Here is a 17,710-nt window from a genome sequence, read left to right on the forward strand (position 1 = left end):
ACCGACGGGTCTGCTCAGGCACCGGGCAACGGCCCGGCGAGGGCGAGCGCGACGTACCCGCCGAGCAGCAGCGGCGGGCCGAAGGGGACCGCCGTGCGCCAGCGCGCACGGCCGGTGGCGATCAGCACCAGCGACCCGAGCGCCCCGATCAGCAGCCCGGCGAACAGCCCGGTCAGCAGCGCTCCCCACCCGGCCCAGCCCAGCAGCAGGCCGAGCAGCCCGAGCAGCTTGACGTCCCCGCCGCCGAACGAGCGGGGGTCGAGCAGCCGGACGCCGGTGAGCACCGCCCAGGCCACCGCCGCGGCGAGCACCGCCCGGCCCACCGCCGGCCAGGTGCCGGTGACCGCACCGTCCACCGCCAGAGCGGCGGTGACGACCAGCGCCGCCGGGAAGGTGACCCGGTCCGGCAGCCGGTGGCTGGCCAGGTCGACCCCGCCCAGGACGACGGCGGCGCCGCCGAACCACGCCAGCGCGACGGCGGCTGGCCGCACCCCGGCCAGCGCGGGCGCCGCCGCCAGCGCGGCCGCAGCGAGCAGGCCGGTCAGCACGACCCGGCGGGGACTCGGCCGGGCGGTGGGATCGCGCCGGGCCAGCCGCACGGTCACCGCGGCCAGCCAGGGCCCGAGCAGCAGGCCGAGCACGGCGCCGGCACCGGTCAGCACCACGGTCAACGGCGTCGGGTCAGGCGTCCAGCGCGGCGCGCATCGCCGCGATCGGCGCCGGGAGCCCGGTCATCAGCTCGACCTGCGCGGTCGCCTGCCAGAACAGCACCTCCAGGCCGCTGATGGTGGCGCCCCCGGCCTCCTGCACGCGCTGGGCCAGCGGGGTGGGCCAGCCGGCGTAGAGCACGTCGAGCACGGTCTGCCCGCGCCACCAGGCCAGGTCGGCCACCGCCGGCTGCCCGGCGACGGGCACGGTGCTCACCACGACCGGCGCGGTGAGCGTGCCGGTGCGGTCCAGGCGCTGGACGTCGGAGGTGATCCCCAGCTCGTCGATCACGCGCAGCAGGTCGCCGGCGCGGGCCGGCTCGCGGACGACGACGTCGATCCGCCGAGCGCCGAGCGACGCCAGCGCGGTGACCGCGGCCGCCGCGGTCCCGCCGGCGCCCAGCACCGCCGCGTGCTCGACCTGCTCGACCCCACCCAGCTGCAGTGCCATCCCGACGCCCTGGACGTCGGTGTTCTCGGCCCGCCAGCCGCGGTCGGTGCGCACCAGCGTGTTGGCCGCGTTGAGCAACCGGGGCAGCCGGTCCACCTCGTCGGCGACCTCGACCGCCGCCTGCTTGCACGGCATGGTCACCGAGAAGCCGCGCCACTCGGGGCCGAGCCCGGCCAGCAGCACCGGCAGGTCCTCCGCGCCGATGTCGAGGGCGTCGTAGGTCCAGCCGTCCAGCCCCAGCGCCGTGTAGGCGGTCCGGTGCAGCAACGGGGAGAGGGAGTGGCTGACCGGCCGGCCGAGGACGGCGGCACGCCCGCCCGCCCCCGGCCCGCCGCTCAGTTGCCCGGGTTGTCCTGCAGCCACTGCTGGAACAGGACGACGTTCTGCTGGTGCTCCTGGCCGGTCACCGCGAAGCGGGTCTCGCCGGTGTCGGGGTCGACCACCACGAAGTAGCGCCACTCCCCCGGTGTCGGGTCGAGCACCGCCTTGATGGCGTCCTCGCCCGGGTTGCTGATCGCGCCCGGCGGCAGCCCGGTGTGCACGTAGGTGTTGTACGGCGAGGGGTTGGCCCGGTCCTGCGGCGTCGTGGTGATGCCGCTCTTGCCGTTGGCGTAGTTGACCGTGGTGTCCAGCTGCAGCGGCATGCCGTCGCGCAGCCGGTTCTCCAGCACCTGCGCCACCATGCCCATGTCGGTGACGTTGCCGGCCTCGGCCTGCACGATGCTGGCCCTGGTCACGACCTCCAGCCGCTGCTCGACGGGCACGCCGAGCTCGGTGAGCACCTGGTCGGCACGGGTGATCATCGCCGACAGCACCGAAGCCGGGGTGTCGTCGGGGGTCACGTCGTAGGTGGCCGGGAACAGGAAGCCCTCGAGCATGCCGCCGGCGTAGGCGGGCAGTCCGAGCGCTGCCGGGTCGGCCGCCGCCGCCTCCCACTCCGCCAGCGGGATGCCGGTGGCCTCGGCCAGCCGGTTGAGCGTCTGGCTGACGGTCAGGCCCTCCCGCAGGGTCACCTTGGTGACCATCCGGGTCTCGGGGTGCAGCATCAGGTCCAGCGCGGACGCGCCGGACATCTGCTGCCGCATCGCGTAGACGCCGGGCTGGATGCCGGTGGCCGAGTCGTTCGCCTCGGCTGCCTCCAGGAACGGCCCGGTGGAGGCGATGACGTCGGCGGACACCAGCGAACGGGCGATGGCCCGCAGCGAGTCGCCCTCGTTGACGCGGACCTCGACCGAGCCGGTGCCCTGGCCGGTGTAGTCCTCCGACGCCGGGTTGAGCGTGCGCCACAGCGCCTGCCCGCCGAACACGATGCCCGCGACGAGGCCGCCCAGCACCAGCAGGGACAGCACGATCGTCACCGGCCGGCGCCGGCTGCTCCGGGACGCCCCGCCACCGTGGCCGCCACTGGAACCCCCGCGCCGACCGCGACCGCCGCCACCGGCGCCCAGGACGTCCAGACCACCGGTCCGGTCGTGCGGGACGTCGTCGTCGGGGTGGCCGGGGTCCTCGCCGAGGTGGCGGTCGTCGAAGTGCTGGTCGTCGAGGTGGTGGTCGTCGAGGTGGTGGTCGTCGAAGTCCTGGTCGCCGAGGTCCTGGTCGACGTGCTGGTGACCGGCGCCCTGCTGGCCGTCCGGGCCGTCCGGCTCGTCGCCGTGGTGGCGGTCCTCGGCCCAGGCGTGCTCTGCCCGGACGACGTCGTCGCGGGTCCAGGCGGTGTCGTCGTCGGCGTCGAACTCGTCCGCCCCGCGGTCGTCGGCCCAGACCACGGGGTGCACCTCGGTGGCGATCTCGCCGGTGCTCGGGGCCGGCGCCACGCTCGCACCGGTGGTCCGGCTGCCCACCAGGACGCCGAGGCCGCCCGCCGGCGGCGGCACGTCCGGCACCAGGCGGCGCCCGGCGCGCCAGCTCGGGTCGGTGTCGCCCACGGTGAACCGGTCGTCCTGGTCGTCGGCGGGCGCCGCCGGGACGTGCGTCGACGTCGGCTGCCGGAGGTCGTCGGCGGGCCTGCGCCCGGCGGGCACCCCCCGGCCCGGGAGGACCTGCCCCGGGGCCAGCGGCGGGACGGCGAGCTCGGTGGTGCGCAGGGCGGCGTCGGCCGCGGCCCGCGCTGCGGGCACCGCACCCGCACCGCGGGCCCAGCCGGCCGGGGTCGCGGCCGCCGCCGCACCGCCGCGCAGCACCCGCGAGCCGGGCAGGGCGCCGGTGTCGGACTCGGCCACGTGGCGGCGGCGGCCGGGGCGGCCGGCGCTGGGCAGGTCACCCCGGGCCCCGTCGCCCCGGGCCTCGCCGGCGTCCTCGGAGAGCTGCGTGGTGGTGCCGCCCCAGGCGGCGAGCAGTTCGGCTGCGGGGCGCCCGGCGCCCTCGACCGCGTCGAGCTCGGAGTGTCTGCCGCGCGGACGCGGCGGGGTCGGGTCGGTCACGAGGTGGGCCTCCCGGAGTCGGGGCCAGTACGAGGTCGCCCGTCGAGGTGGCTCTGCAGGATCACGACCGCGGCAGCCTGGTCGATCACCGACCGCTGCCGGCGGCTGTCGATGCCCCCGGCGCGCAGGTGAGTGGCGGCGGTCACGGTGGAGAGCCTTTCGTCGACGAGGTGCACCGGGACGTCCCCGATGCGGCTGGCCAGATCCCGAGCGTAGGCGCTGGCATCTCTTGCCGAGGACCCCGACGCACCCGACAGATGTTTGGGCAATCCCACAACCACCTCGACCACCTCGTGTGTCACAACTAGCCCGGCCAGGTGGTCCAGATCCCGTTGGTCCTTGGTCCGCTGCACGGTCTCCAGCGGGCTGGCGAGGGTGCCGGTGGCATCGGAGAGGGCGACGCCGACGCGGACGGTCCCGACGTCGATGCCCATCCGCCGCCCGGGTGCCCAGGCCGGGCCGGACCGGTCCGGCCCGCTCACGACCGGCTCCGCCGGTCGCCGTCCTCGTCCGGCCCGTCGGTGCGGCGGTCGCCCGGGGCCGCGTCGGGACGGCGGATCGCTCCCGGCACCCGGGGCGGGTAGCCGCCGAGCTGCAGGCGGCCGGTCTCCGGGGCCTGCTCCGGCAGGTGCTGGTGCAGGCCCGGCAGGGGGAAGGGCACCCGCTCGGTGCGGTGCCACCCCTCCCCGCCCTGCTCGGCGTCCTGCTGGCCGTACCGGCCGTCGTCCGTCGGCGCCCGGCCGGGCACCGGCGGACGACCGGCCTGGGGGACCGGCTCCTCCCCCGGCCCGGTGCCGGGCCCGTCGGACGCCGCGCTCACGAGGTGGCCGCCCCGACCGCTTGCTGGGCGGCGGCCAGGGCCGCGGGGATGCCCGAGGGGTCGGTGCCACCCCCCTGGGCGACGTCCGGCTTGCCGCCACCGCGGCCACCGACCGGCCCGGCCGCGGCCTTGAGCAGGTCGTTGGCCGACAGGCCCCGCTGCTGCGCGGCGGGGTTCACCGCGGCGATGAGGGCGACCTTGCCGGCGGCGGCGGAGGCGAGCACCACCGCGGCGGGCTTCTCCCCGAGCCGGCCCCGGACGTCGAGGGCCAGGCTGCGCAGGTCACCACCGGAGAGGCCGGCCGGTGCCCCGGTGACGACCGCGACGCCGCCGACGTCGGTCGCCGCACCGGCCAGGTCGCCGGCGGCGGCCAGCGTCTGCTGGGCGCGCAGGTCGGCGAGCTCCTTGTCGGCGTCGCGCAGCCGGGACAGCATCCCGCTGACCCGGTCGGCGATCCCGTCCTGCGGGGTCTTGAGCAGGTCGGCGAGCTGGCGCACCAGGTCCCGCTCGCGGGCCAGGTAGCGGAAGCCCTCCAGGCCGACCGCCGCCTCGACCCGGCGGGCGCCGGACCCGACCGAGCTCTCGCCGGTCAGCGCCAGGGTGCCGATCTGCGCGCTGCCGCGCACGTGGGTGCCGCCGCAGAGCTCGCGGGACCACTCGCCGCCGATCTCGACCACGCGCACCTGCTCGCCGTAGGTCTCCCCGAACAGCGCCAGCGCGCCGAACTCCCGCGCCTCCGGGAGCGTCATGTACAGCGCGCGCACCCCGTGGTCGGCGCGGACGGCGGCGTTGGCGACGTCCTCGATGTCCAGGCGCTGCTGCGGGGTGAGCGCGCCCTGCCAGGCGAAGTCCAGCCGCAGGTACCCGGGGCGGTTGTAGGAGCCGGACTGCAGGGCCTGCGGGCCGAGCACCTGGCGCAGGGCGGCGTGCAGCACGTGCGTGCCCGAGTGCGCCTGGCAGGCCGACAGCCGCCACTCGCGGTCGACCTGGGCGGTGAGCTCGGTGCCGGCGCGCAGCTCGCCCTCGAGCACCCGCACCTGGTGGGCCACCAGGCCCTTGACCGGGCGCTGCACGTCGATGACCTCGGCGCGACCGCCGTCCCAGCTCAGCTCGCCGGCGTCGGCGACCTGACCGCCGGACTCCGCGTAGAACGGGGTGCGGTCCAGCACCACCCGGGTGATGCCCCCCGCACCGACGACCGGCTCGGCGTCGCCGCTGGTCGCGTCGTCGGACTCGTCGACCACGCCCAGCACCCGGGAGTCGGTGTGCAGGGTGTCGTAGGCCCGCCAGTCGGTCGGGCCGAACTCGCTGAGCAGCCGGCGGTAGGCCAGCACGTCGACCGAGCCGGTGCGCTTGGCCCGGGCATCGGCGCGAGCCCGGTCGCGCTGCTCCTTCATCAGGGCGCGGAACCCGGCCTCGTCGACGGTGACGCCCTGCTCGGCGGCCATCTCCAGGGTGACGTCGATCGGGAAGCCGTAGGTGTCGTGCAGCGAGAACGCCTGCTCACCCGAGAGCGCCGGGGTGCCGGCCTTCTTCGCCTGGCCGACCGCGGTGTCGAACAGCGCCGTCCCGGCGGTGAGGGTGCGCCGGAACGCCTCCTCCTCGGCGTAGGCGACGCCGGAGATCCGGGCGAAGTCACCGGCGAGCTCGGGGTAGCTGGCGCTCATCGCGTCGCGGGAGACCGGCAGCAGCTCCGGCAGGGTCGCCTCGTCGACGCCGAGCAGCTTCATCGACCGGACCGCGCGGCGCAGCAACCGGCGGAGGATGTAGCCGCGCCCCTCGTTGCCGGGGGTGACGCCGTCACCGATGAGCATCAGCCCGCTGCGCACGTGGTCGGCGACCACCCGCAGCCGGACGTCCGCCTCGTGGTCGGCGCCGTAGCGCACCCCCGCCAGGTCCGCGGCCCGGCGCAGCACCGGCGCGACCTCGTCGATCTCGTACATGTTGTCGACGCCCTGCAGCAGGTAGGCCACCCGCTCCAGGCCCATCCCGGTGTCGATGTTCTTCTTCGGCAGGTCGCCCAGGATCGGGAAGTCCTTGCCCTCCCCCGGGCCCCGCTCGTACTGCATGAAAACCAGGTTCCAGATCTCCAGGTACCGGTCGCCGGTCGGGTCGGCCTCTGGACCGCCACCGGGACCGAACTCCGGACCGCGGTCGTAGTGGATCTCCGAGCACGGACCCGCCGGGCCGGGCGCGCCGGTCGACCAGTAGTTGTCGTCCATGCCGCGCCGCTGGATCCGCTCCTCCGGAACGTAGGCGCGCCAGGCCGCGAAGGCCTCGTCGTCGTCCAGGTACACCGTCGGCCAGATCCGCTCGGGGTCCAGGCCCAGGCCGCCGGTGGCGACGTCCCCGGTCACCAGCTCCCAGGCGAACTGGATGGCCTCGGCCTTGAAGTAGTCGCCGAAGGAGAAGTTGCCGTTCATCTGGAAGAACGTGCCGTGCCGGGTGGTCTTGCCCACCTCCTCGATGTCGAGGGTGCGGACGCACTTCTGCACGCTGGTGGCCCGCGGGTAGGGGGCGGGCTCACGGCCGGTCAGGTACGGGATGAACGGCACCATCCCGGCCACGGTGAAGAGCAACGAGGGGTCGGGCGACACCAGCGAGGCGCTCGGGACGACGGTGTGGCCCCGCTGCTCGAAGTGCTCCAGGAAGCGGCGGCGGATCTCGGCGGTCTGCATGCGGTGGGTCTCGGTTCTCCAGCCAGCGGGTGCTGCCTGCTCAGGCAGCGGGGAGGGTGGGGCTCAGCTGTCCGCGGCGTGCGCGCCGCGGCGGGTGGGCAGCTCGACCTGGGAGCTGTCGGGCAGCGGGGCGTCCAGGCCGGTGCCCGCGCGCAGCTCCTCCTCGCGCTCGGCCATCGCGGCCCGGACGTCGGCCCCGAAGTCGCCGATCGCGTCGGCCAGCTCGCGCAGCCCGTCGGCGAGGTTGCCGGCCATCGACTGCGGGGTGAGCTTCTCCGCCGTCTGGGACAGCTTGCGGACGACGAGGACGCCGATGGTCACGCCCATGGTGAGCCAGAACAGCCGGCGCATCAGGCGGCCTTCCGGGCGGCGCGGCGGGCCCGCCGCTCGTCCTTGGCGGTGCGCTGGGCGTCGGCGAGCGCCTGCCCCTCGCGCTTCTTCCGCGCGGCGCTGCGGACGCCGTAGCTGAACGCGGCGACCTTGATCAGCGGGCTGCCCAGGGTCGCGGCGAAGACGCTGGTCAGCGCCGCCACGTTGCTCGAGACGTTGGCGGCGTTGCCGGTGATGTCGTCGACCCGCTCGAGGTTGGCGTTGACGTGGGTGACCGTCGTCGACGCCTGGCTGAGGATCGGCTGGCTCTGCTCCCGGACCTGCCGGATGGTCAGCGTGGTCTCGTCGAGCGTGCGCCCCAGCTTCATCAGTGGCACGGCCACGATGAGCACCAGCAACGCCACCGCGATGGCTGCGATCAGCCCGGCGATCTCTCCTGCGGACACGTGGTGGGTCCCCTTCGTCGTCTTCTGCGTGCGCGGTGGTCGGGCCACCGGTCGAGCAACCCTAGCTGTGCCCGGCGCCGGTCAGCCCCGCCGCCGGACGAGCACCCGGATCAGGCTCCGCGCCCCGGTCCGCTCCTCGCTCGTTCCTCGCTGCGATGCTCCCGGGGCTGTCGCCTGATGATCGCCCGCAGCTTGACCAGCCGCGCGCCGATCTGCGCCTCCACCCCGCGCGCGGTCGGCCGGTAGTAGTCGCGGCCCACCAGTGCGTCGGGCGGGTACTGCTGCGGCACCACGCCGTCGGGGTGGGCGTGCGGGTAGGAGTAGGTCTTCCCGTGGCCGAGCTTCTTCGCCCCCGCGTAGTGGGCATCGCGCAGGCCCGGTGGCACCGGGCCGGCCAGCCCGGCGCGGACGTCCGCGACGGACTCCCCGATCGCCACGGTCAGCGCGTTGGACTTCGGCGCGGTGGCCAGGTGGGCGACGGCCTGGGCCAGCGGGAAGTGACCCTCCGGCATCCCGATGAAGGCCACCGCGTCGGCTGCGGCGACCGCGGTCTGCAGTGCGGTGGGATCGGCCATCCCGATGTCCTCGCTGGCGGAGATGACCAGCCGGCGGGCGATGAAGCGCGGGTCCTCACCCGCCTCCACCATCCGCGCCAGGTAGTGCATCGCCGCGTCGACGTCGGACCCGCGGATCGACTTGATCAGCGCGCTGGCGACGTCGTAGTGCTGGTCGCCGGCCCGGTCGTAGCGCACCGCCGCCTGGGCCACCGCGGTCTCCAGGGTGGGCAGGTCGATCTCGGTGCCGCCGGCGGCGAGCGCCGCGCCCGCGCCGGACTCCAGCGCGGTCAGCGCCTTGCGGCCGTCGCCACCGGCGATCCGGACCAGGTGCTCCTCGGCCTCGGCGCTCAGCGTCACCGCGCCGTCCAGCCCCCGGTCGCTGGTCAGCGCGCGGCGCAGCAGCGTGCGCACGTCGTCGTCGTCCAGCGGCTGGAGCGCGAGGACCAGGCTGCGGGAGAGCAGCGGGCTGACCACGGAGAAGAAGGGGTTCTCGGTGGTGGCCGCGATCAGGCTCACGATCCGGTCCTCCACCGCAGACAGCAGGGAGTCTTGCTGGGTCTTGGAGAAGCGGTGCACCTCGTCGATGAACAGCACCGTGCGCCGGCCGGCCATGGTCAGCTCGCGCTTGGCCGAGCTGATGACCGCGCGGACCTCCTTCACCCCGGAGTCCAGCGCGGACAGCTGCACGAACTGCCGCTTGGTGGCCAGGCTGATCACGTGCGCCAACGTCGTCTTGCCGGTTCCCGGCGGCCCGTAGAGCACCAGGGACATCGGCTCGTCGGCCTCCACCAGCCGGCGCAGCGGCGCGCGGGGCCCGAGCAGGTGCGTCTGCCCGACGACCTCGTCCAGCGAGCGGGGACGCATGCGCACCGCCAGCGGCGCACCCGGGTCGACCGGCGCGCCACCGTCATCGTCGGGTGCGGGGTCGAACAGCGAACTCACGGTTGCGACGCTACCCGCGGGGCACGACGGTCCCCATGCAGCAGCGACGCATCGGCGACCGCACCGTCAGCGCCATCGGCCTGGGGGCCATGCCCCTGTCGACCAAGGACGACCGCCCCTCGCCCGCCGACGCCGAGGCGGTGGTGCACGCCGCGCTCGACGCCGGTGTGACGCTGGTCGACACCGCCGACGCCTACGCCCGCGACGAGGCGGAGTTCGGGCACAACGAGGAACTGGTCGCCAGGGCGCTGCGCTCGTACGGCGGCACCACCGACGACGTCCTGGTGGCGACCAAGGGCGGGCACACCCGGCGAGGCAGCGACTGGGAGCTGGACGGCACGCCGGCGTACCTCCGCCGGGCGTGCGAGGCCTCGCTGCGCCGGCTGGGCATGGAGACGATCGGGCTGTACCAGTTCCACCGGCCGGACCCGGCGACGCCGTGGGAGGAGTCGATGGGGGCCCTCCGGTCACTGGTGGACGACGGGCTGGTGCGGCTGGCCGGGATCTCCAACGCCGACGTCGCCCAGATCGACAGCGCCCGGCAGATCGTGGGCCCAGCGCTGGTGAGCGTGCAGAACCAGTTCTCCCCCGGCTGGCGCTCCTCGGCCGGCGAACTGGCCCACTGCGCGGGGCTCGGGCTGGCGTTCATCCCGTGGAGCCCGTTCGGCGGGGTGTCGTCGGCCAAGTCGCTGGGGTCGACCGCCGACGCGTTCACCGCGGTCGCCGACGAGCTCGGGGTCTCCGTGTACCAGGTGACGCTGGCCTGGCACCTGGCCCAGGCCGACGTCGTCCTCCCCATCCCGGGCGCGTCCCGGGCGGAGTCGATCACCGACTCGGCGGCCGCCGCCGACCTGCGGCTGACCCCCGACCAGCTCGCCCGCCTCGACTCCGCCGGCTGACGACCGGGTCGTTACAGGGACAGCAACCCTCGAGGATGCGTCGAGGGTCAGGCCAGGCTGCCGAGTGAGCAGTTGCGGTCGCCGACACGCTCGGACACGTCGAGCTGAACGGCCACGAGTGTTCACTCGGCGGGCCGGCAGCTGTGTGCACAGGCTGACGCACTCTCCACAGATGCCGCTGCGGCCGGTCGAAGTCCGGATTCCCGGGTGACTGTGCCGGAGTGCCGGACCGAGAGCTCAGGACGACGTACACCCGCTCGGACGCCGAGCGCGCGGGCCTGACCCGCGCCCAGCTCCGCGACGACGGGCGGCGCATCAGCCGTGGCGTCTACGTGTCCGCGGCGCGAGCGCTGACCGTGCGTTCGGCGTGCGAGGCCCTGTCGGCCGCGCTGCCCGCACCTGCCGCCTTCGGCGACCTCACCGCAGCGGCGCTGCTCGGCGCACCCGTGCCGCACACCTGGCCGCTCCACGTCGTGGTCCCACCAGGTGCCCGCCGGCCCCGCCGGGCACGCGTCGTCGCACGCGTCCGTGACCTCCTGCCAGCCGACCGCGCGCTGATCGGTGGTCTGCCCGTGACGTCGGCGGCCCAGACGTGGCTGGACCTGGCCGCGCACCTGCCCAGTGCGGAGCTCGTGGCCGTCGGTGACGCCCTCTGGCGAGCCGGACACCTCGACGGCACGACGCTGCAGGAACGGCTGGCCCGGGCGGACGGGGTGCGCGGCGTGATCCGCGCGAGGACCTGGGCACCGCGGCTCACGCCGAAGTCGGCCTCACGACCGGAGAGCCTCCTCCGCGTGCACCTGATCGAGGGCGACGTCCCTGACCCGGAACCGCAGGTCCCCCTGTCGGACCGACGCGGGCGAGAGGTGGTGCACGCGGACCTCGGCTACCGGCGGTGGCGCGTCGCCGTCGAGTACGAAGGCCGCCAGCACGCCGAGCTGCGCCAGTTCCGCGCGGACATCGACCGCTACACGCTCATGGCTGCGGACGGCTGGCTGCTGCTGCGGTTCGGCGACGTCCACCTGGCACGCCCGTGGACGGTCGTCGACCGCGTGGCCCGCGCGCTGCGCAGCCGTGGCGCCAGGTGGTGAGCCCCCGAGTGAGCAGTCGTGGTCGTCCGGCACGGCGTGTCCGCACGTGTCGGCGACCACAACTGCTCACTCGGCGGCGTGCGGCGTCGCGTCGAGCGAGGAGGGGTCAGGCCTTCTTCGACGGGTCGGTCGGGCCGGGGGCGCCCGGCTCGCCCGGGGCCGGCTCGGCGTCCGGGTCGACGTCGATGCCGGCCTCCTTGCGCTGCGCGGCGGTGATCGGCGTCGGCGCACCGGTCAGCGGGTCGAAGCCCGCGCCGGTCTTCGGGAAGGCGATGACCTCGCGGATGGAGTCGACGCCGGCCAGCAGCGCGGTGAGCCGGTCCCAGCCGATCGCGGCACCGGCGTGCGGCGGCGGGCCGTAGTCGAAGGCCTCCAGGAACCAGCCGAACTGGGCCCGGGCCTCCTCCTGCGTCATGCCGAGGGTCTGGAACACCCGCTCCTGGAGCTCGGCGTCGTGGATGCGGACCGACCCGCTCATCAGCTCGTTGCCGTTGCACACCAGGTCGTAGGCGTCCGACAGCGCCGCGCCCTTGTCCTCGGCGAAGCGCTCCCGCCACTCCGGGGTGGGCGAGGTGAACGGGTGGTGCATGAACGTCCAGTCGCCGTCCTCGGTCTGCTCGAACATCGGGAAGTCGACGACGAACAGGAACGACCACGACCCGGGCTCGATCAGCTCCAGCCGCTTGGCCACCTCGTTGCGGGCGGCACCGAGCAGCTCCTGGGCCTGCCGGCGCGGGCCGGCGGCGAAGAAGACGCAGTCGCCGGGTGCGGCGCCGACGGCCTCGACCAGCCCGGCCCGCTCGGCCTCGGAGATGTTCTTGGCCACCGGGCCGCCGAGGGCGCCGTCCTCGCCGACGGTGACGTAGGCCAGGCCCTTGTAGCCCCGCGAGCGCGCCCAGTCCTGCCAGGCGTCGAAGGCCCGCCGCGGCTGCGAACCGCCGCCGGGCATCACGATCGCGCCGACGTAGGGCGCCTGGAAGACCCGGAAGGGGGTCTCGGCGAAGTAGGAGGTCAGCTCGGTCAGCTCCACGCCGAAGCGCAGGTCGGGCTTGTCGGAGCCGAACCGGTCCATCGCCTCGCGGTAGGTCATCCGCGGGATCTCCGGCACCTCGTAGCCGGCCAGCTCCCGCCACAGCGCCCGGATGACGTGCTCGGCCACCGCCAGCACGTCGTCCCGGTCGACGAAGCTCATCTCGAAGTCGAGCTGGGTGAACTCCGGCTGCCGGTCGGCCCGGAAGTCCTCGTCCCGGAAGCAGCGGGCGATCTGGTAGTAGCGCTCCAGGCCACCGACCATCAGCAGCTGCTTGAACAGCTGCGGCGACTGCGGCAGGGCGTACCAGTGGCCCGGCTGCAGCCGCACCGGGACGACGAAGTCGCGGGCACCCTCGGGGGTGGAGCGGGTCAGTGACGGGGTCTCCACCTCGGTGAACCCGTGCTGGGCCATCACCCCGCGGGCGATCCGGTTGACCTCGCTGCGCAGCCGCAGCGTCGCCGCCGGGCCCTGCCGGCGCAGATCCAGGTAGCGGTACTTGTAGCGGACGTCGTCCCCGGCGGCCTGGGCGGTCTCGATCGGGAACGGCAGCGGCGCCGCGGCCGACAGCACGGTGAGCTCCGCGGCGACCACCTCGATCTCGCCGGTGGAGAGCTCGGGGTTCTCGTTGCCGGCGGGGCGTCGCTGCACCTGCCCGGTCACGAGCACGCAGTACTCGTTGCGCAGGGCGTGCGCCTCCTCCTCGCGGACGACGACCTGGGCGTAGCCCGAGGCGTCGCGCAGGTCGAGGAACACGACCCCGCCGTGGTCGCGGCGGCGGGCGACCCAGCCGGCGAGGGTGACCGTGGAGCCGGCGTCGGAGGCGCGGAGCGTCCCGGCGTCGTGGGTGCGGAGCACGTTTCAGGCCCTTCTGAGGTGGGTGGGGACGGTCACCAGCGGTCGTGCACGTGGGCGCGGATGCGCTCGTCGTACACGCGCTCGAGGTCGGTGAGCTGGCTGTCGGACAGCGGCGGGAGCGAGGCGGCCGCGACGTTGTCCAGCGCCTGCTGGACGTTGCGGGCGCCCGGGATGACGGTGGTGACGCCGGGCTGGTCGATGACCCAGCGCAGCGCGAAGCCGGCGGTGGAGACGCCCGGGCCGGCGATCTCCGCCACCTCGCGCGCGGCGGCCACCCCGACCTCGAACGGCACGCCGGCGAAGGTCTCGCCGACGTCGAAGGCCTCGCCGTTGCGGTTGTAGGTGCGGTGGTCGTCGGCGGCGAACGTGGTGTCGGTGGAGTACTTCCCCGACAGCAGGCCGCTGGCCAGCGGCACCCGGGCGAGGATGCCCACCTCGGCCCGCTGCGCGGCGGGCAGCAGCTGCTCCAGCGGCTTGCGCCGGAAGATGTTCAGGATCACCTGGATCGACTGGACGCCGGGGTGCTGCAGCGCCGTGAGGCCCTCGGTCACGGTCTCCACCGAGACGCCGTAGGCGGCGATCGCCTGCTCCTCGACCAGGGTGTCGAGGGTGTCGTAGACCCGCTCGTCGGAGTAGACGGTCGGCGGGGGGCAGTGCAGCTGCACGAGGTCGAGGGTGTCGACGCCGAGATTCGCCCGCGAACGGTCGATCCAGGCGCGCAGGTTCTCCGGGGTGTACTGCTCGGCGGTGAACGGGTCGGCGCGCCGGCCGGCCTTGGTGGCGACGAACGGGCGCTCGCCGCGGGCGGCCAGCGCCTGGCGGATGCGCTGCTCGGAGCGCCCGTCGCCGTAGACGTCGGCGGTGTCCAGCAGGGTCACCCCGGCGTCGAGCGCGGCGTCCAGGACGGCGGCGGCGTCGGCCTCGGTGACCTCGCCCCAGTCACCGCCCAGCTGCCAGGTGCCCAGCCCGACGACGGACACGTCGGCTCCGGTGCGGCCGAGCGGGCGGGTCTCCAGCGGGGTCGAGGAAGTCACAGTCACCCACCAACCGTCGCACGCACGCGCTCGAACAGCTCGCCCAGGGGGACGGCGACCTGCTCCTGGGTGCGCAGGTCCTTCAGCTGCGCCACCCCCTCGGCGAGGTCCCGCTCGCCCAGCACGACGGCGTGCGAGGCGCCGGAGCGGTCGGCGGCCTTCATCGCACCCTTCAGGCCGCGGTCGCCGTACACGGTGTCGGCCGACACGCCGGCCTCGCGCAGCTGCCCGACCAGCCGGACGGCGAGGCGCTTGGCCTCCGCGCCCAGCGGGACGACGAAGGCCTGCACCCCGGTGCTCGCGCCGACGTCGAGGCCCTCGGCCTGCACCGCGAGCAGCGTGCGGTCGACGCCGACGGCGTAGCCGATGCCCGACAGGTCCGGGCCGCCGAGCGCCGCGGAGAGCCCGTCGTAGCGCCCGCCCCCGCCGATCGCCGACTGCGCGCCGAGGCCGGAGTGGACGAACTCGAAGGTGGTCTTCGTGTAGTAGTCCAGCCCGCGGACCAGCCGGGGCGCCTCGGTCCACTGCACGCCGAGGTCGGTGAGGTGCTCCCGGACGGCGTCGTAGTGGGCCTTCGTGGTGTCGGAGAGGTGGTCGACCATCAGCGGGGCGTCGTCCAGCTGGGCCTGCACCTCCGGCCGCTTGTCGTCCAGCACCCGCAGCGGGTTGATCTCCGCCCGGTGCCGGGTCTCCTCGTCCAGGTCCAGCTTCGCCAGGTACGCCACCAGCAGCTCGCGGTACTGCGGCCGGCAGGTCGCGTCGCCCAGCGAGGTCAGCAGCAGCTCGAAGTCGCGCAGGCCCAGGTCGCGGAACCCCTGCACCGCCAGCGCGACGATCTCGGCGTCCAGCGCCGGGTCGTCGACGCCGAGGGCCTCGCAGTCGACCTGGGTGAAGTGCCGGTAGCGGCCGGCCTGCGGCCGCTCGTAGCGGAACGCCGAGCCGACCGCCCACAGCTTCACCGGCAGCGCGCCGGAGTACAGCCGGTGCTCGATGAAGGACCGCATCAGCCCGGCGGTGAGCTCCGGGCGCAGCGTCAGCGACCGGCCGCCGCGGTCGGTGAAGGTGTACATCTCCTTGGCGACGACGTCGGTGGACTCCCCCACCCCGCGGGAGAAGACGGCGGTGTCCTCGAACGTCGGCGTCTCGATGTACCCGTAGCCGGCCCGGCGCAGCGGCGCGGTCAGGGTGTCGCGCACGGCGAGGAACTCCGCCGACGCCGGCGGCAACGTGTCGAACGTGCCCTTGGGGGCGGTCAGCCCACTCACGATGTCATCACTCGCTTCGCTTCTGGGTTCGCTCCGCTCCTCGCTCGCTGGCGCTCGCTGCGATGCTCACTCACAGTCCTGGTCCCTTCGGTGCCGAGGCGGCCTCGGCGAGGTACGGGTTGGTGGCGCGCTCGCGCCCGATCGTCGTCGCCGGCCCGTGCCCGGGCAGCACGACCGTCTCGTCGCCCAGCGGCAGGACGACGTCGCGCAGCGAGCGCAGCATGTCCTCCCACGAGCCGCCGGGCAGGTCGACCCGGCCGACCGACCCGGCGAACAGGACGTCGCCGGCGAGCAGGCCGGGCCCGTCGGCCAGGTCGAGGGAGAACACCACCGACCCCTGGGTGTGCCCCGGCGCGTGCCGCACCGTGAGGTCGACCCCGGCCAGCGAGAGGGTGGCGCCGTCGGCCAGCACCCGGACGTCGTCGGGCTCGGGGAGATCGGCCGCCCCGATCAGCGGCGCCAGCTGCGGCCCGTGCCAGCGCACCGGGTCGGCGAGCATCGGGTGGTCGGCGGCGTGCAGGTAGGCCGGGACGTCGTAGCCGGAGCACACCGGCACGACCGAGAACGTGTGGTCCAGGTGCCCGTGGGTCAGCACGACGGCGACCGGCTGCAGGCCGTTGTCGGCGAGCATCGCGCGCAGCGGCTCGACGGCGTCCATCCCCGGGTCGACGACGACGCACTCCTGCTTCAGCGCCGACGACCCCGCGCGGGGCGCCACCACGTAGCAGTTCGTGCCGAACGCGCCGGCGGGGAACGAGCGGATGAGCACCCGTGCAGGTTACGCGGCTGTGATCACGCCCAGCCGTGCTGCCAGGGAACGGGCAGGAACGGCCCTTACACTGCGCTCCCGAGACCGCCGGGGCACGTGACCACCGCCGTCCCCGAGCACCCCGCACGCCCGAGGAGCCCGAGAAGAGTGCCGACCAACAAGCAGCGCCGTGAGGCCGCCCAGCGCCACCTGCAGCGTCAGCTGGAGCGCCGTGAGGAGCTGGCCCGCACGCGGCGCCGGAACGTGCTCATCGGCGTGACGGTCATCGCCGTGCTGGCCGTGGTGGCCGCCGTCTTCATCATCACCGGGATCACCGGCGAGGACGACACGGCGGACACCGCCGGCAGCGCCAGCGACAACGCCACCATCGCCCCGGTCGTCGACGGCAGCGACGGGACCTGCGACTTCACCGAGGCCAGCCGCGGTGAGACCACCACCGACGTCGGCACGCCGCCGGCCGAGGTGCCGACCACCGGCACGGTCCCGGTCACGATGACGACGAACGTCGGCGACATCCCGCTGACCCTGGAGCAGGAGAACGCCCCCTGCGCCTCGGCCAGCATGGTGTACCTGGCCCAGCAGGGGTTCTTCGACGGCAGCCCCTGCCACCGGCTGACCTCCGGCGGGCTGAGCGTGCTGCAGTGCGGTGACCCCAGCGGCACCGGCACCGGGGGCCCCAGCTACCAGTTCCCGACCCAGGTCACCGGTGAGGAGACCTACCCGCGCGGCACGGTGGCCATGGCGAACAGCGGCTCCGGCTTCGACGGCAGCCAGTTCTTCCTCGTCTACGCCGACAGCCAGCTCTCCCCCGACTACACCGTGATCGGCACGATCGACGAGGCCGGCCTGCAGGTGCTGGACACGATCGCGGCCGCCGGGATCGAGGGGGGCGCGTCCGACGGCGCCCCGGCCCAGCCGGTCACCATCGAGTCGATGACCGTCCAGCAGTAACCACTCCGCACGCGACGGCCCGGTCCCTCCCGCGGGGGCCGGGCCGTCGCGCGTCCGCGTCGACCCCGTCGCGGGCATGCGACGGCACGTGGCACGGGACGTGGCGGTGGTCTGCCTGGCGTGGGCCGCGGTGGTCCAGCTGGCGTCCTGGGAACGCCCGGGCCTGCCCCTGCTGCTGCTCACGGCGGCCGTCGTCGTGCTGCTGCTGCTGCCCGACCGCCGACCCGGCCGGCGCCCGGACCGCGACGCCTGACCGGCCGCTCAGCCGCCGATCAGCCGGATCAGTCCCCGGTCGCCGGCGTGGTCGACGACCGCGAAGACCTCGATCCGGTCGGCGCCGCGGCCGGCGGCCTGATCGGCTGCCCAGGCGAGCACCGTGGCGACGTCGACGTCGGCACCGGAGAGCTCGACCTCCTCGCTGGCCTGCCCAGGGGTGCCGCTGACCGGGTCGGCCGCCCCCAC

The 17,710-nt window shown here is 74.6% G+C and carries 18 protein-coding genes; 4 read left to right on the forward strand and 14 right to left on the reverse strand.

Annotated features, from left to right (window positions below):
- Positions 1-14: 14 nt before the first annotated feature.
- The 9 genes from ACI79Y_RS04940 to ACI79Y_RS04980 form a co-directional block, all read right to left on the reverse strand.
- Positions 15-665, reverse strand: a complete 651-nt coding sequence (locus ACI79Y_RS04940) for a prepilin peptidase (protein WP_457157493.1) — start codon at positions 663-665, stop codon at positions 15-17.
- 16 nt (positions 666-681) lie between these two features.
- Positions 682-1,521, reverse strand: coding sequence for a shikimate dehydrogenase (locus ACI79Y_RS04945; RefSeq protein WP_457157400.1), 840 nt, complete (start codon positions 1,519-1,521; stop codon positions 682-684).
- The gene (gene mltG, locus ACI79Y_RS04950; RefSeq protein WP_457157401.1) at positions 1,494-3,578 is read right to left on the reverse strand and encodes an endolytic transglycosylase MltG; all 2,085 of its coding nucleotides are present in this window, start codon (positions 3,576-3,578) and stop codon (positions 1,494-1,496) included. Before mltG ends, ACI79Y_RS04945 begins: the two co-directional genes overlap by 28 nt.
- A complete protein-coding gene (ruvX, locus tag ACI79Y_RS04955) occupies positions 3,575-4,012 on the reverse strand; it encodes a Holliday junction resolvase RuvX (RefSeq protein WP_457157402.1) in 438 nt (145 codons plus the stop codon). The genes mltG and ruvX overlap by 4 nt, the downstream gene beginning before the upstream one ends.
- A gap of 44 nt (positions 4,013-4,056) precedes the next feature.
- The gene (locus ACI79Y_RS04960; RefSeq protein WP_457157403.1) at positions 4,057-4,398 is read right to left on the reverse strand and encodes a hypothetical protein; all 342 of its coding nucleotides are present in this window, start codon (positions 4,396-4,398) and stop codon (positions 4,057-4,059) included.
- The gene (gene alaS, locus ACI79Y_RS04965; protein WP_457157404.1) at positions 4,395-7,076 is read right to left on the reverse strand and encodes an alanine--tRNA ligase; all 2,682 of its coding nucleotides are present in this window, start codon (positions 7,074-7,076) and stop codon (positions 4,395-4,397) included. The genes ACI79Y_RS04960 and alaS overlap by 4 nt, the downstream gene beginning before the upstream one ends.
- 63 nt (positions 7,077-7,139) lie before the next feature.
- Positions 7,140-7,427, reverse strand: a complete 288-nt coding sequence (locus tag ACI79Y_RS04970; protein WP_457084376.1) for a hypothetical protein — start codon at positions 7,425-7,427, stop codon at positions 7,140-7,142.
- Positions 7,427-7,852 (reverse strand): DUF948 domain-containing protein, encoded by a 426-nt coding sequence (locus ACI79Y_RS04975; protein WP_457084378.1) that lies wholly within the window; start codon positions 7,850-7,852, stop codon positions 7,427-7,429. The genes ACI79Y_RS04970 and ACI79Y_RS04975 overlap by 1 nt, the downstream gene beginning before the upstream one ends.
- Positions 7,853-7,962: 110 nt before the next feature.
- Entirely contained in the window at positions 7,963-9,351 is a 1,389-nt protein-coding gene (locus tag ACI79Y_RS04980; protein WP_457157405.1) for a replication-associated recombination protein A, read from the reverse strand.
- A 35-nt stretch (positions 9,352-9,386) separates the two neighbouring features.
- Here ACI79Y_RS04980 and ACI79Y_RS04985 point away from each other — a divergent pair, with 35 nt between their 5' ends.
- Positions 9,387-10,250 (forward strand): aldo/keto reductase, encoded by an 864-nt coding sequence (locus tag ACI79Y_RS04985; RefSeq protein ID WP_457157406.1) that lies wholly within the window; start codon positions 9,387-9,389, stop codon positions 10,248-10,250.
- A 221-nt stretch (positions 10,251-10,471) separates the two neighbouring features.
- Positions 10,472-11,341, forward strand: a complete 870-nt coding sequence (locus ACI79Y_RS04990; RefSeq protein WP_457157407.1) for a hypothetical protein — start codon at positions 10,472-10,474, stop codon at positions 11,339-11,341.
- 106 nt (positions 11,342-11,447) lie between these two features.
- Here the strand turns inward: ACI79Y_RS04990 and aspS are convergent, their stop codons facing one another.
- The 4 genes from aspS to ACI79Y_RS05010 form a co-directional block, all read right to left on the reverse strand.
- A complete protein-coding gene (aspS, locus tag ACI79Y_RS04995) occupies positions 11,448-13,229 on the reverse strand; it encodes an aspartate--tRNA ligase (protein WP_457157408.1) in 1,782 nt (593 codons plus the stop codon).
- Positions 13,230-13,261: 32 nt separating this feature from the next.
- A complete protein-coding gene (locus tag ACI79Y_RS05000; protein ID WP_457157409.1) occupies positions 13,262-14,263 on the reverse strand; it encodes an aldo/keto reductase in 1,002 nt (333 codons plus the stop codon).
- Between the two features lie 2 nt (positions 14,264-14,265).
- Positions 14,266-15,528: a histidine--tRNA ligase gene (gene hisS / locus ACI79Y_RS05005; RefSeq protein ID WP_457157410.1), complete on the reverse strand. Its 1,263-nt coding sequence runs from the start codon at positions 15,526-15,528 to the stop codon at positions 14,266-14,268.
- 70 nt (positions 15,529-15,598) lie between these two features.
- Positions 15,599-16,297 carry an MBL fold metallo-hydrolase gene (locus tag ACI79Y_RS05010; RefSeq protein ID WP_457157411.1) on the reverse strand — a complete coding sequence of 233 codons (699 nt, stop codon included), beginning with the start codon at positions 16,295-16,297 and terminating at the stop codon, positions 15,599-15,601.
- A gap of 147 nt (positions 16,298-16,444) precedes the next feature.
- Between ACI79Y_RS05010 and ACI79Y_RS05015 the strand changes: the two genes are divergently transcribed.
- Together ACI79Y_RS05015 and ACI79Y_RS05020 are read left to right on the forward strand one after the other, a co-directional pair.
- Positions 16,445-17,248 carry a peptidylprolyl isomerase gene (locus ACI79Y_RS05015; protein WP_457157412.1) on the forward strand — a complete coding sequence of 268 codons (804 nt, stop codon included), beginning with the start codon at positions 16,445-16,447 and terminating at the stop codon, positions 17,246-17,248.
- Positions 17,249-17,336: 88 nt separating this feature from the next.
- The gene (locus ACI79Y_RS05020; protein ID WP_457157413.1) at positions 17,337-17,501 is read left to right on the forward strand and encodes a hypothetical protein; all 165 of its coding nucleotides are present in this window, start codon (positions 17,337-17,339) and stop codon (positions 17,499-17,501) included.
- An 8-nt stretch (positions 17,502-17,509) separates the two neighbouring features.
- On the opposite strand, the gene ACI79Y_RS05025 is transcribed toward ACI79Y_RS05020, so the two are convergent.
- Positions 17,510-17,710: a hypothetical protein gene (locus ACI79Y_RS05025; RefSeq protein WP_457157414.1), complete on the reverse strand. Its 201-nt coding sequence runs from the start codon at positions 17,708-17,710 to the stop codon at positions 17,510-17,512.

It is taken from the genome of Modestobacter sp. SYSU DS0875, assembly GCF_054050915.1.